We start from the raw sequence: 15592 nt of genomic DNA on the forward strand, positions 1-15592 counted from the left end.
ATTCAAGACTAATCAATATTGAACGATCAACATGGTTGTGTTTACCATGGAATACCATTTCAAACCATATGCCCATTAAAAGCTATTTAGTCCATCCCCATGACGGCAAAAAAGAAGAACTTTTGCAGGAGTTATCTACAATGGCTTCCTGTGAAGTAGTTCCCGCCCAAAATATGGAAATAATTGCCTTGGTTACCGAAACAGAGACCAAGCAGGAAGAAGAAGTGCTTAAAGCACGTTTGGAATCTATAAAAAGCTTAAAGTTATTGGCCTTGGTATCCGGATTCAATACACCACAATAGAATCAACTATGCAAACTACACTTACTGACCGGAGAAGTTTTTTAAAGAAAATGGCCATGGCTTCTGCAATAGCCGCTGCAGCATCCATGTTTCCAGGAATCATGTTTGCAGCAGAGCAAGAAAAGGGGATTCCAAAAAATGCAAACTTGGATTGGAAAAAAGGCCCTTGTAGATTTTGTGGTGTGGGCTGTGGCGTACTTGTAGGTACGGAAAACGGAAAGGCGGTTGCCGTAAAAGGAGACCCCAATTCGCCAGTTAACAAGGGACTTTGTTGCGTAAAAGGATATCATTCCATAATGGCTTTGTATGGGAAAGACCGTTTAACCCACCCTTTGGTCAAAAAGAATGGCCGATATGTGAAGACTTCCATGGACGAAGCTTTGGATCTTATTGCATCCAAGATGAAAGAGACCATTGCGGAGCACGGTAAAGATGCCGTCTCCATTTATGGATCTGGGCAATGGACCATTCCTGATGGATATGCAGCTTCCAAATTGTTCAAAGGATGTATAGGTACCAACAATGTAGAAGCCAATGCCCGTTTGTGCATGGCCAGTGCTGTAACAGGATTTTTAACCTCTTTTGGCTTAGATGAGCCCATGGGTTGTTATGAGGATATTGATCATGCCGATGTGTTTGTTCTTTGGGGGAATAATATGGCCGAAATGCACCCCGTGTTATTTTCCCGTCTGTTGGACCAACGCTTGAAGAGAGGAGTGAAAATCATAGATTTTGCTACCAGAACCACGCGAACAAGTACCGCTGCGGATAAATCTATTTTATTTTTGCCCCAAACAGATTTGGCTGTGGCCAATGCCATTTGCTATGAAATCATTAAAAACGGATGGGTAAACAACTCTTTCGTGGAAAAGCATTGTAGCTTCAGTAAAGGACTAACCAATATGGGTTATGGACTGGAGGACAATTATACTTTTACTGACAAGCCTGAGAAAATCTCCTTTGAGGATTATAAAACCTTCCTAGAGGATTATACTCCTGAAAAAGTATCCAAATTATCCGGGGTTTCGGTACGGGATATTAAGTACATGGCTTCGTATTATGGGGATCCAAATAAGAAAGTAATGTCGCTTTGGTGCATGGGGATGAATCAACATACACGAGGCACCTGGATCAATAATCTGGTCTATAACATCCATTTGTTGACAGGTAAAATATCTCAACCCGGAAATAGTCCATTTTCATTGACCGGGCAGCCTAGTGCGTGTGGTACGGTTAGAGAGGTGGGAACACTGACACACAAACTCCCGCATGGCGTGGTCATGAACAAGGAACACAGGGAATTTGCCGCCAAAATTTGGGGTGTGCCAGCAGAAAACATCCCTTCCAAACCCACCTATCACACTGTAGAAATGTTCCGGGCTTTGGATCGTGGGGATATTCGCTTTATGTGGATTCAGGTGACCAACCCCATGGTAACCATGCCCAAGCTAAAACGCTATAGGGATGGTGCCAAAAAAGAAGGTAGATTTATTGTGGTATCCGATGTGTACCCAACTCCGACTACAGACATCGCCGATGTGATTTTGCCCTCTGCCATGTGGATTGAACGCGAGGGGATGTATGGCAACTCGGAGCGAAGAACCCAGTATTTTGAACAAATGGTGGATCCTCCCGGCGAAGCAATTAGTGATACTTGGCAGCTCATTGAGGTAGCTAAACGACTTGGTTACGAAAAGCAGTTTCCATACAAAGAGGAAACGCACATTGAAGAGATTTACACCGAATATCGAAAACATCACGACAATATAAAACACAATATGGCTCCATTGGAAGTCCTAAAGTCGCAATCCGGAGCTATATGGCCTTATGTAGATGGGAAATCAACCAAATGGAGGTTCAATGCCAAATATGATCCAGCCTGTTCCAATGGCGAGGATTTTCATTTTTACGGAAAACCGGATGGGAAAGCCATCATCTGGCAACGCCCATACGAACCTGCAGCCGAAGAACCGGATAACGAGTATCCCTATTGGCTCAATACCGGGAGAGTTGTGGAACACTGGCATACCGGCTCCATGACCCGGAGGATTCCAGTATTGCACCAGGCTATGCCACATGCTTATGTAGAATTACACCCGGATGATGCCGAACGCATGCAGATAAAGACAGGCGATGCCGTAAGACTGACCACAAGAAGAGGGGAAATTACACTTCCGGCATCCATTAATGAGAGGGGTGTGCCGGCACCCATGCAGGTTTTTGTTCCCTTCTTTGATGAAAATATACTTATCAATGATATTACGCTGGATTCCTTTTGTCCCATTTCCAAGGAACCCGATTATAAAAAGTGTGCAGTAAGGGTGGAAAAAGCCTAAATATGAGAAAAAGATTAGGGATCATATCGTTGTTTGCCCTGTTGTTCATTGGCTTTGTTGTTGTTTGGAACTACAGCTACGAACAGGGCTTGGAAGGCCCGTATATTCCTGTTGAATCTAACTCCTCCAGAACGTTGATTCCTTCGGAAAGCGGTGTTTTTAGACAATCGGAAAATGCATTGGACTTTAATCAAATGCCCATTGATGAGGCCCATCAGCGCAGCTTGGAAACCTATTACGACAACAGAGCCTACCCAGGAGCGCCGCCAAGTATTCCACATCCAGTCCAAAAAGAAAGGGACTTGGGGGGCAATGTTTGTCTTCAATGCCATCAAAGTGGAGGTTTTGTTCAAAAGTTTGATGCCTATGCACCTATTTCACCCCATCCCGAAATGATCAATTGCAGACAGTGCCATGTCACACAAAATACCAAAGGGCTTTTTGCTGAGACGAATTTTACCAAGGTATCTCCCCCAGAGGTTGGTGTCAACAATGCACTTCCCGGAAGTCCACCCATGATTCCGCACCTACTTAGCATGCGGGAAAGTTGTTTATCCTGTCACGTAGGGCCAAGTGCCCCAAAAGAGATTAGGGTTACACATCCGGAACGCATCAATTGTAGACAATGCCATGTTCCCAACACTGTCGAGCATGATCAAATTGAAGTTTTTTCAAGAAATCTGGAAGAAAGCTATGAATAACAATTGCTATACATACAGCATCGGTTGCCTGATCATGGCCCTGTTCCTTTCCTTCTCTTGTAAACACAAAGAATCCAAGTATCATAGCCTTACGGACAAGATAGAAGAGGAGAGCAAGGACTTTATTGGTACGGACATTTCATTAGAAACCCTGCTTGAGGAAATGAAACTTCTGGAAATTCATGAAGAAGGGCATGCTTTTTTAATTCCAGAGCGCAAGGGGCAGCTTAAATCCTATGCCTGTTCTGAATGTCATACCAAACCACTGGCTTCCATGACATCTCTGGAGATTGGAAAAAAAGCCCATTGGAATGTGAAATTAGCCCATGCTGATAATCTCACCATGAATTGCATTACTTGTCACAGTGAAAGCAATTTAGATGAATTGACAAGTTTAACGGGTTCAGAAATTGATTTTGATGCAAGCTATAAACTATGTAGTCAGTGCCATACGGCTCAATTTAAGGATTGGACCGGTGGAGCTCATGGCAAAAAAATAGCAGGTTGGGCTCCGCCAAGGGCTTCCATGACCTGTGTGAATTGCCATAATCCCCATAGCCCGAGTTTTGATACTCGTTGGCCATCACGATTTAATACGCAGATGGAAAAGGAAAGAAAAGAAGGATTGTCACATTAACACTGTTGAGGTATGAGCGAAAATAATACGAAATGGTTTTCACTAAACCTGTCCAATAGCAAACCAAAGCAACAAGCTTCAACTTGTGGCTGTGGCAATACTTCTGGAGGTTGTGGTGGACATCAAAATGAGATTCGAAGTAGTGCAATTGGAGATGAGAGGCACAAAGATGGTTTTGAGCAGGTTTTTGATGTGCAGATGGATCGTAGAACCGCATTTAAAAAATTGACTGCCAGTTTGCTTATTGGCGCTGGGGCCGTTACAACTTCCTGTAGTGTGGTTGCCGATGAAAAATCCAAGGAAAAAGCACAAATAGATTGGGAAGAACAGTTCAAGGGGAACTACAAGTTGATGAGTGACGAAGAGAAGAAGGCCACTGTGGACCGATTAGTCCGCTCCTACGAGCTTCGTACCAACAAAACCATCTCCATGACTTCGGAAAATGCACAGGAAAATGTGCTATTCGGATATGCTTTCAATATTTCCAAATGTCAGGGATATATGGATTGTGTAAGTGCCTGTGTGGAAGAGAACAATCAAGATAGAAATTCCGAGATGCAGTATATCCGAATTCATGAAATGAAGGATGGCCAGGGATTGAAATTTGATGAAGCCGACGACAACTACTACCATGAGGTTCCTGCTGAAGGGCATTTTTACTTGGGCACCCAATGTTTCCATTGCGATAATCCACCCTGTGTAGACGTTTGCCCAGTACAGGCAACTTGGAGGGAAGAAGACGGTCTGGTGGTAATAGATTATGATTGGTGCGTAGGTTGTCGCTATTGCATGGCCGCCTGTCCGTATGATGGGAGAAGGTTTAATTGGAGCAAGCCTGAAGTTCCTGAAGATGAGGTCAACAAAAACCAGCATTATCTGGGAAATCGCATGCGCAAGAAGGGAGTTATGGAGAAATGCACCTTTTGTGTGCAACGGTCACGGAAGGGACAAAATCCTGCCTGTGTGGATGCGTGTCCAACCGGAGCAAGGATATTCGGAAACCTCTTAGACCCCAATAGTACGATCAGATGGGTATTGGAGAACAAGAAAGTTTTTAGGTTAAAAGAGGATTTGGGAACCGAACCCAAATTCTGGTACTTCATGGATTGATGGTCAAATCAAAGATGTAATGAGAAGACTCAAGGTTTTTAAAAGTTTACTGATCGATAGCCTGGATGTGATTACCCATGGGTCTCGAAAATATCATCTGTGGATGGGTTTTCTAACCTTTGTTATGTTGGTGGGCATGTATTGCTATTCCATACAGTTGGACCAAGGTTTGAGTGTTACGGGAATGACTGATAGGGTAAGCTGGGGACTGTATATATCCAATTTCACTTTTTTGGTAGGTGTTGCTGCGGCAGCAGTAATGCTGGTGATGCCCACCTATGTGCTAAAGGATATCGATTTTAAACAAGCGGTTCTAATAGGAGAAGGGCTTGCGGTTGCCGCCCTGATCATGTGCTTGGCTTTTGTAGTTGCGGACATGGGAGGTCCCTCGGTATTATGGCATATGATTCCAGGAATTGGCGTTTTTAATTTCCCCAATTCCATGCTCACATGGGATGTTATTGTCTTAAACGGATATCTTTTTCTCAATATCAGTATTCCTTACTACATTCTGTTCAGGCATTATCAAGGTAAAGATGCCAATCCAAAAATATATGTTCCCGGGGCATTGATTTCTGTGTTTTGGGCGGTGAGCATCCATTTGGTTACAGCATTTTTATACCAAGGATTGCAAGCAAGGCCTTTTTGGAACAATGCACTTTTGGGACCGCGCTTTTTGGCATCCGCTTTTGCTGCAGGCCCGGCCCTGATTATTTTGGTATTGGCCATTATCAGGAATTACACTGCTTTTAAAGTTGAGAACAAGACCATTGGAAAATTGGCAATGATTGTGACCGTTGCTGCTCAAATTAATCTTATAATGCTGGTTTCTGAATTGTTCAAGGAATTTTATGCGCCAACACACCACAGTGAAAGTGCATACTATCTATTCTTTGGATTGCACGGAAAGAATGCATTGTTACCTTGGATTTGGACCTCTATTCCGTTGAACGTCTTGGCTACTGTATTACTTACCTTTGGAAAGTTTCGGAATAATTTTAAGGTACTCTATTTTTGCTGTTTTATCTTGTTTGTGGCTATTTGGATTGAAAAAGGTTTTGGCTTGATTGTTCCAGGATTTATTCCAGGGCCTTATGGTAAGATTGCTGAATATACACCCACCGGTGTAGAAATTGGGGTAACCATGGGAATTTGGGCCTTGGGAGCTTTTGTATTTACTATCTTGGCCAAGACTGCAATCAAAATTGAAACAGGAAAACTCCGATACAAAAAGAAAGATTCCCAATAGGAATGAATGAAGTGTTGTAAAATCTTTGAGTAAAGCATGAAAATTAGAATTAAAGGTAATTCGGTTCGATATAGATTGACCAAGACAGAAGTAGAAACCTTTTGTAAGACCGGATATTATGAAGAGCGAACTGAGTTCAATACCAAAACTTTTACGTATGCATTAAAAGCGGTGGATGTGGATAACTTGGGTGCTGAATTTATGGAGGACACTGTAACCTTGTTGGTGCCAAAAAAATGGAGTTCAAACTGGTTTGAAAACAACAGGGTGGGCTTTGAAAATACGATGATATTGAACAATAAAAGTGAGCTTTTCCTTCTAGTGGAAAAGGATTTTGCATGTTTGGACAATACCACCGAGGATCAATCCGATAATTATCCCAATCCTAAAGCCTGTTAACCCAAACAGGTTTATAGCAGCTCAAATAACTTTGGCAACCAAAGGCTTAATTGCGGGAAATAGGTAATTAGAAACAAAGCAATGATCATGGCCACAAAGAGTGGGAGCAACGGCTTTACCACCTTTTCTATAGTGGTTTTGGCAATACCTACTCCAACAAACAGCACCGATCCCACTGGTGGGGTGCATAATCCAATGCAAAGGTTTAAAATCATAATAATTCCAAAGTGAACCGGATCAATTCCAAGTTTGGTTACTATCGGAAGAAATATGGGGGTGAAAATCAGAACCGCAGGTGTCATATCCATGAAAATCCCAACAAACAACAATAACAAGTTGATGATGATCAAGACCATAATTTTATTGTCGCTTAAGGCCAATAAGGCAGTACTTATGTCCTGTGGAATATTTTCATAGGACAAAGCCCAGGACATACTCATGGAAGCTCCAATCAGTAGCATCACCACGGCTGTGGTTGCAGAGGAATCCAACAGAATTTGCGGTAGTTTTTTAAGGTTGATTTCTTTATAAATGAAACCCAGCACAAGACTGTAAAGCACAGCTATAGCAGATGCCTCGGTCGCGGTAAATATTCCGGTTACAATTCCCCCAATCACAACAATAAGCATAAAAAGGCTAGGCACAGCTGATATGAAAGTTTTAAATACTTCCTTAAGAGAGCTTCTGTTTCCTAGCTTATACCCTTTTCTTTTGGCCCAGATAGAGGCCACGATCATTAAGAAAGCACCGGTCAAAATTCCTGGAATATAACCAGCTAGAAACAGTGCTGCAATGGATGCGCCACCGCTGGCCAAGGAATACACAATGAGAATGTTGCTGGGAGGAATGAGTAAACCTGTAGTTGCTGAGGTGATGTTCACGGCTGCACCAAATTCTTTGGAGTACCCATCTTTTTCCATTTCGGGGCCCAAAATACTCCCCATGGCGGAGGCTGATGCCATGGCAGAACCGGCTATGGCACCCATAAGCATGGCGGAAATAATGTTGATCAAGGCCAAACCTCCTGGAAGTGCTCCCACAAGTGTTTTGGCAAAAGCTATAAGCCGATGTGCAATACCACCTTTGTTCATTAACTCACCTGATAAAACAAAGAAAGGGATGGCAAGAAGGGCAAAACTGTCAAGTCCGGCGCCAATGCGTTGTGATACGGCGGTAAAAGCTGGTAAAGCGGGAATGCTCACTAGCATGGTCAACAATGATGAAATGGCAATACTCCATGCTACTGGTGTGCCCATACCCAAAAGCACTATAAAACTCAATACCAAGATTAGAATAGGAATGTAGTCCATGTTTATAATTTTTTAAGATCAAGGAGTTTGTAATAAATTATGAGGATACCACTTATGGGCAGAATCAAATACACCACTGCCAAAGGCAGTTGAAGGGCAGGGGAATATTGTTCCAAAACAAAGGTAATGTATACGAGTCTGGAACCCCCAATAACGAAAGCTGCCAAGCTGAACAGAATAATCATGGTGCCTACGATCCTCTTTAAGCGCTTTTGCCCTTGACCGCTCAATTTGGAAGGAATAAGATCAATAGCCACATGACCATTTTTACCAGAGACATAAGCCGCACCCAAAACACCAAGCCAAATCATTAAATACCGTGCCAGTTCATCCGTAAAGGAACTGGGCGAGCCTAGTATATATCGACTAAAAACTTGCCATAAAACGTTAATGACCATGATTGCCATAATAACAATCAAAGCCTTACCTACTATAAGGTCTATTTTGTTTCGTAATCCCATAATTATTTGGTTTCCTGAATTGCTTTAATTAAATCGTAAAATGCTTTATCCTCTTTGTATTTATCCAAATTGGATTTGAGTTTCTCCGCAAAAAGTGTTTTATCCGGTCTAACGATCTCAACCCCTGCTTCCTGAACTGCGTCCAAAGCCTCTTGTTCTGATATCGCCCAAAGCTTCCTTTGATGTACCACCGAAAGGTCAACGGCTTGTTTCAACCATTGCCGCTCCTGTTCGTTAAGTTTATTCCAGGTATGTGTACTGGACAGAACCACATCGGGCAAAACCGTATGTTCATCCAGGGAATAATATTTGCAAACTTCGTAGTGTCGGGATAGATAAAAGCTGGGAGGGTTGTTTTCCGCACCATCCACCACACCTTGTTGTAATGAAGTATACAATTCGCCCCAAGAAATGGGCGTGGCCGCGCCACCAAGCCCGTTGACCATATCCATGGCCGTGACACTTTCCATAACCCTAATTTTAAGTCCATCCAGGTCTTCGGGTTTGTGAACAGGTCGGTCTTTGGTATAAAAGCTGCGGGATCCCGCATCATAGTACCCCAACCCTTTTAACCAGTATTTCTCTCCCTCATCCAATAAATGTTGGCCAATAGGCCCATCCAAAACTTGAAAGGAATGTTCCCGGTCCCTAAAGACAAAGGGAAGACCCAACACCTTCATTTTTGGAGCAAAGTTCTCCAACACCCCAACAGATACTTTGGTCATGTCCAAGGCACCCAGTTGCAAAAGTTCCAGACATTGTCGTTCTGTACCCAGTTGTTGATTCGGATAGATTTCCAATCGCATTTGACCATTGGAAATACTGTCCAAATCCTTACTCATTTGTACCATGGCCAAATGAACTGAGTGCTTTACATCCAGTCCATGCGCTAATTTTAAAGTTCGAATACCTCCTGTGGTATTACAACCCAGGAGAGCGGTTACTGCCAATATCATGAAGATATGCTGTGTGATTTTTTTATGGTATGGAATGAACTGTGTCATGTGGTTAAAATTATTTTTTATAACGGGTCAGAGCTTCTATATAATAATAATCCGCATAGTTTAAGGGCACATCTATTTCTGCCCCATGAGGAATGCTACCCACGGAATGGTCTAGCACAAATCCTTTGTTTTCTCCAATCGCGGCCGTGTAGGCTTCAGAGGCTAAAGATGAAAGTATCTTGTCAATAACGGGACGGTAGGAGGTGCTACTGAAAGCGTCCAATTCTATCAAGGCCGATACTACTATGGCGGCAGCTGAAACATCCCGAGGTGCTTCTGGAATGCTGGGAGCGTTAAAATCCCAATAAGGAATTAGATCCCTAGGAAGGTTCTCATGCTGGAGGTAAAAGCTCGCAATATTTTCGGCAAGTTTTAAATATTCCGGGTTCTGGGTATAGCGGTAGCACAAGGTAAATCCGTACAACCCCCAAGCCTGTCCTCGGGCCCAAGAACTTTCATGGGCATATCCCTGGGCGGTTTCCTTGCTACGGACTTCTCCGGTTTCTGGATCATAATCCACAACATGATAGGAACTATAGTCTGGCCGAAAATGGTTTTGGAGCGTTGTATTGGCGTGGGTAATGGCGATATTGGCATATTTCGGATTGTTGGTGAGTTTTGAAACCTCAAATAGCAGTTCCAGGTTCATCATATTATCTACAATCACGGGGAATTTCCATCCTCTTTCCGCTTGCCATCCTTTATCCACATTCCAACTCTGAATACAGCCAACTTTGGGGTTAAAGCGTGTAATCAGGGAATCTGCAGCTGTTGCCATCACCTCCCTGAAAGCTGGATTTTGGGTCACTCTGTACCCATTTCCGTAGGAACAGTTGAAGATAAAGCCAAGATCGTGATTATCAATGTTGTATTTATGGGATTCATAAGGGGCTTGAAACTTTTCTGCGGCCTTTTTCCATTTTTCATCACCTGTATGCTCATATAAGTACCAGCAGCTTCCGGGAAAAAATCCTTCTGTCCAATCGAACCCCTTATTGATCCAATGTACTTCCCTGTTGGCATTTAAGGTTCTGGGAATATCATTGGCTTTTTCGGCCTCTTGAAGCAAATAGTTTAATTGGGTTTTGGCCTTAGCCAACAATTGTTCGGCATTTAGGCTTGTCTCTTTTTTGGTGCAAAAAGACAGTATGAGACATAGCAGGGATAATGATATAAGTTTGAAATACTTCATGTGTTTGGGTGTATGGTTGGTTTTTTTTGGGTAGAATCCCGTTGGATCAAAGTAGGTTCTAGGATTATGGTCTCCGGGGCAAGGGGTATGGGTTTTGCATTGATTTGCTTGATCAACAGCTCCGTGGCCAATCTCCCCATTTTTTTGCCGGATTGGTCCACCGTGGTTAAAGCTGGATCAATTACCGAGGAAGTTGGGCCATTGCTGAAACCTACAATAGCTATTTCATCTGGTATTTTGATGTTTTTTCCCTTTAGAAATTGCATGGCTCCCACGGCAGCTACATCATTGGCAGAAAAAATACCATCAACTTGAGGTAGAGTCTCCAATATTTTCTGGGCTGCATTTGCCCCATCTTCTTCCATCAAATTGGAATCGATGACCAAATCAGGTTGAAATGGAAGACCATTTTTTTCCAAAGCTTCCTTGTATCCATTGAATCGGTTTTGATAGAGTTTCAAGTCCCTGGGCCCGGCAAGATGCGCAATGTTTCTGCATCCTTGTGAAACAAGGTGGTCTGTGGCATCAAAACTGCCCTGATAATCGTTTAATAGCACATTGTTGTTTCCAGGGATATCGCAATGCCTATCAAAAAAGACCGTCGGGATACCGTTCTTTCGAGCCAATTCCATGTGCTCATAATCCAGCGTTTCCATAGAAATGGATAATATGATGCCATCAACCCTATTGGCGACCAAGGTTTGTACCAGATTGGTTTCCCGTTCCAATTTTTCCAAAGATTGGCACATAATTACATTGTAGCCATTTTCAAATGCCGTTTCCTCAATACCTTCGATGGCTGAGGAGAAGAAAAACCTGGAAATTCTGGGAATGATAACCCCTATGGTGTTGGTTTTGTTCTTGCGAAGATTGGAAGCCAAAACATTACGTTGATAACCCATTTCCTGCGCCTTGGCCCAGATACGTTGCTTGGTTTTTTGGGTGACCCTGGGGCTATTGTTCAGCGCACGGGATACCGTTGAGCTATCAATTTTGAGCGCAGCAGCTATATCATGTATGGTAACATTATTGGTTTGCATAAGGGTAGTGCAATTAACACTTGGGTCTAAATATATGAAAATAATACAATCGATTGTATTTTATTTTTTTACCTAACTTTGTTTCATTGATTTCGACGAAAATATAACAGCATGAATACTCAATATGAAAGCCGATTTGCCTCTAATCCAGAAACAGTAAAGGGTTATGATACTGCCAAACTGAGAGCAGAATTTCTTGTAGACAACCTGATGCAAAAAGATAAGATTGTCATGACCTATTCCCATTATGATCGTTACATTGTAGGTTCTGCAGTTCCGGGAAATAGCCTGAACTTGGAATCCATTGCACCATTAAAAGCGGAATATTTTTTGGAGCGTAGGGAAATGGGAATCATTAATGTTGGAGAGGCAGGAACAGTTGAGGTGGATGGTGCCCCTTACCATTTAGGACACAAAGATGCACTCTATATAGGGCAGGGAAACAAGCAAATTGTGTTTAAGAGCGATGACTCTGAGCAACCAGCTATGTTTTATTTTAATTCGGCGCCAGCGCATACCACTTATCCAATTAAAAAGGTAAGCTTGCAAGAGGCCAATACATTAGAACTGGGAAGCATGGAAACCGCCAACCACAGAATAGTACATCAGATGATCATTGGAGGGGTGGTGGATACATGTCAATTGCAAATGGGTATGACCACCTTAAAATCTGGAAGCGTTTGGAATACAATGCCCGCTCATGTGCATGATAGGCGTATGGAAATCTATTTTTACTTGGACGTTCCAACGAATCAGGCCGTATGCCATTTTATGGGCCAACCGGAAGAAACACGGCATATCTGGGTGCACAATCATCAAGCAGTGATATCTCCACCTTGGTCCATACATTGTGGATCGGGGACTTCCAACTACTCTTTTATTTGGGGTATGGCTGGGGAAAATCTGGACTATTCAGATATGGATGTCGCTGCTATTACCGAACTTCGTTAAATCAATCCGATGACCATGAATAAAATTCTCATTTCCCTTTTAAGTTTTGCTTTTATAAATTCCTGTACTCCCGAAGATTCTGGTTTCACCTTTATTGTTGAAAATGAATTGGGTATGGATAGGGCTTTTGAAACCGTTGAACTTACAAGCGCATTTTTAGGGGTTGACAATCTGAACAACTATGGTATCCAAGATTTTGAAACGAAAGAAGTTTTAGTTTCCCAAGGGGTAGATACAGATAAAAATCAGTATGCTGATGTACTTTTGTTCCAACCTAGGATGAAGGCAAATTCCAAGAGAAAATTTGAATTGATTGAAATCCATCATTCGAAAAGGCCTAAGTCGAAATCCGTATGTTTTTCTCGCTTTGTTCCCGAACGGATGGATGATTATGCTTGGGAAAACGACAAGGTGGCCTTTCGGGTTTTTGGACCCAAGGCACAGAAAATGGCTGAAGAGAATCAGGAGGGAGGGACACTATCCAGCGGAGTGGATGCCTGGTTAAAGAGGGTGGAATATCCTATCATTAACAAATGGTACCGCAAGGAATTGAAAACCGAAGGAAGTTATCATGAGGATGATGGTGAGGGATTGGACAATTTTCACGTAGGGCCAAGCAGAGGGGTAGGCGGATTGGCCATAAAAAAGGACAGTACATATTATTTTTCCAAAAATTTCAGCAACTGGCAGCATATTGCCTCTGGACCTATTAGAACCAGTTTTTATTTGGAGTACGACGATTGGGATGCCAAGGGTGCTTTGATCAAGGAAACTAAGCTTATTAGCTTGGATAAAGGTAGCAACCTTTCAAGATTCGAGGTAAGCTTGGAAGGAACGGAGCACATTGCTGCTGGGATTACCTTGCATGAAAAAGATGGCGTGGTGATGGACAACGAAGCCCAGGGATGGCTTAGTTATTGGCAACCCCATGGTGATTCTGAACTGGGTTCAGCAATTGTAGCACCCCCTTCTGTTTTCAAGGATATTGAAACCTATGAAACAGACCAAGTAGATTTGAGCAACGCCTATGCGCATCTCCAAGTGAAGGATGGAAAAGTGATTTACTATGCTGGTTTTGGATGGAAAAAAAGTGGTCAGTTTAAATCTCAAAAAGAATGGGAAGACTATTTGTCCGAATTTGCCTTAAAACTTTCCAAGCCATTGAAAGTTGAATAATCACTTGATAGCTGTATTACTTGAATACGGAATACCACTACAGGATATATATAACAAATAAATTATTTAAGGTGATTGATTCCTATGCCTTTGTCAAGTATATTGTTCTTTTAAACACCCATCCATGAATTCTATCAAACCAATCTCATTATTCACCTTATGCACAATAGTGCTCCTATTTTTAGGTAGCTGTAAAGAGGAAAAGCAAGCCCCAAAGGAGCAAACTTCACAAAAGCCTAATATTATTGTTATCTATCTGGATGATTTAGGATATGGAGACGTGGGATTCAATGGGTCTACGGAACTGCAAACACCTAATATGGACAAGTTGGCTTCTGAAGGTTTGGTATTTACCAATGGATATGCCTCATCAGCTACTTGTACGCCAAGTAGGTACGCGCTACTAACCGGAGTCTACCCATGGCGTGAGAAGAATGCAAAAATTTTGCCCGGCACCGCTCCCTTGATCATAGGGACTGAACAAATGACCTTGCCTAAAATGCTTAAGGGTGCTGGATATCACACCGGAATTGTTGGGAAATGGCACTTAGGTTTAGGAAGCGGACAGGTTGACTGGAACACCACGGTGTCACCCGGACCCAATGAAGTTGGTTTTGACCATTCCTATATAATGGCAGCAACCCAAGATCGGGTTCCAACCGTTTATATTGAAAATGGAACCGTGGAAGGCCTTGATCCAAATGACCCCATCGAGATTAACTATGCGGAAAATTTTGAAGGAGAACCCACTGGATTGGATAATCCGGAAGAACTAAAAATGAGATGGCATCACGGACACAACAATAGTGTGGTGAATGGAATCCCTAGAATTGGGTTTATGAAAGGGGGTAAAAAAGCACAGTGGCGTGATGAGGATATGGCCGATGTATTTTTAAAAGAGGCCCAAGATTATATTAAAGCACAGAAAGACGCTCCCTTTTTCCTGTATTATGCGCTACAGCAGCCCCATGTGCCAAGAACCCCACATGAACGCTTTGTTGGGAAAACGGGATTGGGTCCTAGAGGTGATGTCATTTTTGAGGCGGATTGGTGTATTGGGGAATTGGTAAAGATTTTGGAATCAGAAGGAATATTGGAAAACACCATGATTGTTTTTACCAGCGATAACGGACCTGTACTGAACGACGGCTACTATGATGATGCGGTTGAAAAAAATGGGAACCATACGCCTTGGGGACCCTTTAGAGGAGGGAAGTATAGCTTGTTCGAGGCGGGTACACACGTGCCATTTTTTACCTATTGGAAAGGAACCATTGAACCGGGATCATCAAGCGCCTTGGTTTGTCAAATGGATTTGCTCACTTCTTTGGCCACCCTTGTTGGTAGTGAGGTTAAAGTGGAGGATAGTGAGGATTTATTGTCTGCATTTTTGGGAGAGAGTACCCAAGGAAGGGAGGAGCTTGTCATTGAAGCTTCAACCAGAACCGCCCTCCGGAAAGGAGATTGGGTCATGATTCCACCTTATGGGGGACAAAAAGTGAGCCCCAATGTTCAAATAGAGTTGGGCAACTCGGATGAATTCCAGCTCTATAACCTAAAAGATGATATTGGGGAAACCCAAAATCTGGCGGAATCCAATCCAGAAAAACTTGAAGAATTGATTACGATATTCGAAAGGATTAGGGGAGAGAACCTAAATATTGAACCGCTAGAACTCAAATAGGATTGTTTATTTTCCAGACTCCGGTAGTTTTGACCAAATC

Annotated in this window: 15 protein-coding genes; 10 read left to right on the plus strand and 5 right to left on the minus strand. The window is 42.7% G+C overall.

The features are described from left to right. Positions 1 to 68: 68 nt before the first annotated feature. Genes FGG15_RS00965 through FGG15_RS00995 form a run of 7 tightly spaced genes read left to right on the plus strand, consistent with a single transcriptional unit; the run spans position 69 to position 6734 of the window. Positions 69 to 302, plus strand: coding sequence for a hypothetical protein (locus FGG15_RS00965; protein WP_138832277.1), 234 nt, complete (start codon positions 69 to 71; stop codon positions 300 to 302). Positions 303 to 310: 8 nt separating this feature from the next. Further along, entirely contained in the window at positions 311 to 2638 is a 2328-nt protein-coding gene (locus tag FGG15_RS00970; protein ID WP_138832279.1) for a molybdopterin-dependent oxidoreductase, read from the plus strand. A 2-nt stretch (positions 2639 to 2640) separates the two neighbouring features. Continuing rightward, the gene (locus FGG15_RS00975; protein ID WP_138832281.1) at positions 2641 to 3339 is read left to right on the plus strand and encodes a nitrate reductase cytochrome c-type subunit; all 699 of its coding nucleotides are present in this window, start codon (positions 2641 to 2643) and stop codon (positions 3337 to 3339) included. Further along, a complete protein-coding gene (locus tag FGG15_RS00980; RefSeq protein WP_138832283.1) occupies positions 3332 to 3976 on the plus strand; it encodes a cytochrome c3 family protein in 645 nt (214 codons plus the stop codon). Before FGG15_RS00975 ends, FGG15_RS00980 begins: the two co-directional genes overlap by 8 nt. Before the next feature lie 12 nt (positions 3977 to 3988). Further along, a complete protein-coding gene (locus tag FGG15_RS00985) occupies positions 3989 to 5086 on the plus strand; it encodes a 4Fe-4S dicluster domain-containing protein (RefSeq protein ID WP_138832285.1) in 1098 nt (365 codons plus the stop codon). Between the two features lie 19 nt (positions 5087 to 5105). Continuing rightward, positions 5106 to 6335 (plus strand): sulfate reduction electron transfer complex DsrMKJOP subunit DsrP, encoded by a 1230-nt coding sequence (gene dsrP / locus FGG15_RS00990; RefSeq protein WP_138832287.1) that lies wholly within the window; start codon positions 5106 to 5108, stop codon positions 6333 to 6335. 36 nt (positions 6336 to 6371) lie between these two features. Further along, the gene (locus tag FGG15_RS00995; protein WP_138832290.1) at positions 6372 to 6734 is read left to right on the plus strand and encodes a DUF7009 family protein; all 363 of its coding nucleotides are present in this window, start codon (positions 6372 to 6374) and stop codon (positions 6732 to 6734) included. 11 nt (positions 6735 to 6745) lie between these two features. Here FGG15_RS00995 and FGG15_RS01000 read toward each other — a convergent pair whose 3' ends face one another. Genes FGG15_RS01000 through FGG15_RS01020 form a run of 5 tightly spaced genes read right to left on the minus strand, consistent with a single transcriptional unit; the run spans position 6746 to position 11741 of the window. Beyond that, a complete protein-coding gene (locus tag FGG15_RS01000; protein ID WP_138832292.1) occupies positions 6746 to 8044 on the minus strand; it encodes a TRAP transporter large permease in 1299 nt (432 codons plus the stop codon). Positions 8045 to 8046: 2 nt separating this feature from the next. Further along, on the minus strand, positions 8047 to 8505 hold the full coding sequence (locus FGG15_RS01005) for a TRAP transporter small permease (RefSeq protein WP_138832294.1): 459 nt from the start codon (positions 8503 to 8505) through the stop codon (positions 8047 to 8049). Positions 8506 to 8507: 2 nt separating this feature from the next. Further along, positions 8508 to 9509 (minus strand): TRAP transporter substrate-binding protein, encoded by a 1002-nt coding sequence (locus FGG15_RS01010; RefSeq protein WP_417935954.1) that lies wholly within the window; start codon positions 9507 to 9509, stop codon positions 8508 to 8510. Positions 9510 to 9519: 10 nt separating this feature from the next. Continuing rightward, complete coding sequence (locus FGG15_RS01015) at positions 9520 to 10701, minus strand: glycoside hydrolase family 88 protein (RefSeq protein ID WP_138832296.1); 1182 nt, start codon at positions 10699 to 10701, stop codon at positions 9520 to 9522. Further along, positions 10698 to 11741 carry a LacI family DNA-binding transcriptional regulator gene (locus tag FGG15_RS01020; RefSeq protein WP_138832298.1) on the minus strand — a complete coding sequence of 348 codons (1044 nt, stop codon included), beginning with the start codon at positions 11739 to 11741 and terminating at the stop codon, positions 10698 to 10700. The genes FGG15_RS01015 and FGG15_RS01020 overlap by 4 nt, the downstream gene beginning before the upstream one ends. Positions 11742 to 11852: 111 nt before the next feature. On the opposite strand from FGG15_RS01020, the gene kduI reads away from it, so the two are divergent. The 3 genes from kduI to FGG15_RS01035 all read left to right on the plus strand — a co-directional run bounded on the left by kduI (position 11853) and on the right by FGG15_RS01035 (position 15552). Continuing rightward, positions 11853 to 12692 carry a 5-dehydro-4-deoxy-D-glucuronate isomerase gene (gene kduI, locus FGG15_RS01025; protein WP_138832300.1) on the plus strand — a complete coding sequence of 280 codons (840 nt, stop codon included), beginning with the start codon at positions 11853 to 11855 and terminating at the stop codon, positions 12690 to 12692. A 15-nt stretch (positions 12693 to 12707) separates the two neighbouring features. Beyond that, positions 12708 to 13868 (plus strand): DUF4861 family protein, encoded by a 1161-nt coding sequence (locus FGG15_RS01030; RefSeq protein WP_138832302.1) that lies wholly within the window; start codon positions 12708 to 12710, stop codon positions 13866 to 13868. A gap of 124 nt (positions 13869 to 13992) precedes the next feature. Next, positions 13993 to 15552, plus strand: a complete 1560-nt coding sequence (locus FGG15_RS01035; RefSeq protein ID WP_138832304.1) for a sulfatase family protein — start codon at positions 13993 to 13995, stop codon at positions 15550 to 15552. Positions 15553 to 15592 lie beyond the last annotated feature (40 nt).

Source organism: Flagellimonas algicola (genome assembly GCF_005937185.1).
In the GTDB taxonomy this organism is placed as follows: Bacteria; Bacteroidota; Bacteroidia; order Flavobacteriales; family Flavobacteriaceae; genus Flagellimonas; species Flagellimonas algicola.

Coding starts and splice junctions, on each gene's coding strand:
- FGG15_RS00965 (WP_138832277.1), top strand. CDS start 69: ATGCCCATTAAAAGCTATTTAGTCCATCCCCATGACGGCAAAAAAGAA.
- FGG15_RS00970 (WP_138832279.1), top strand. CDS start 311: ATGCAAACTACACTTACTGACCGGAGAAGTTTTTTAAAGAAAATGGCC.
- FGG15_RS00975 (WP_138832281.1), top strand. CDS start 2,641: ATGAGAAAAAGATTAGGGATCATATCGTTGTTTGCCCTGTTGTTCATT.
- FGG15_RS00980 (WP_138832283.1), top strand. CDS start 3,332: ATGAATAACAATTGCTATACATACAGCATCGGTTGCCTGATCATGGCC.
- FGG15_RS00985 (WP_138832285.1), top strand. CDS start 3,989: ATGAGCGAAAATAATACGAAATGGTTTTCACTAAACCTGTCCAATAGC.
- dsrP (WP_138832287.1), top strand. CDS start 5,106: ATGAGAAGACTCAAGGTTTTTAAAAGTTTACTGATCGATAGCCTGGAT.
- FGG15_RS00995 (WP_138832290.1), top strand. CDS start 6,372: ATGAAAATTAGAATTAAAGGTAATTCGGTTCGATATAGATTGACCAAG.
- FGG15_RS01000 (WP_138832292.1), bottom strand. CDS start 8,044: ATGGACTACATTCCTATTCTAATCTTGGTATTGAGTTTTATAGTGCTT.
- FGG15_RS01005 (WP_138832294.1), bottom strand. CDS start 8,505: ATGGGATTACGAAACAAAATAGACCTTATAGTAGGTAAGGCTTTGATT.
- FGG15_RS01010 (WP_417935954.1), bottom strand. CDS start 9,509: ATGACACAGTTCATTCCATACCATAAAAAAATCACACAGCATATCTTC.
- FGG15_RS01015 (WP_138832296.1), bottom strand. CDS start 10,701: ATGAAGTATTTCAAACTTATATCATTATCCCTGCTATGTCTCATACTG.
- FGG15_RS01020 (WP_138832298.1), bottom strand. CDS start 11,741: ATGCAAACCAATAATGTTACCATACATGATATAGCTGCTGCGCTCAAA.
- kduI (WP_138832300.1), top strand. CDS start 11,853: ATGAATACTCAATATGAAAGCCGATTTGCCTCTAATCCAGAAACAGTA.
- FGG15_RS01030 (WP_138832302.1), top strand. CDS start 12,708: ATGAATAAAATTCTCATTTCCCTTTTAAGTTTTGCTTTTATAAATTCC.
- FGG15_RS01035 (WP_138832304.1), top strand. CDS start 13,993: ATGAATTCTATCAAACCAATCTCATTATTCACCTTATGCACAATAGTG.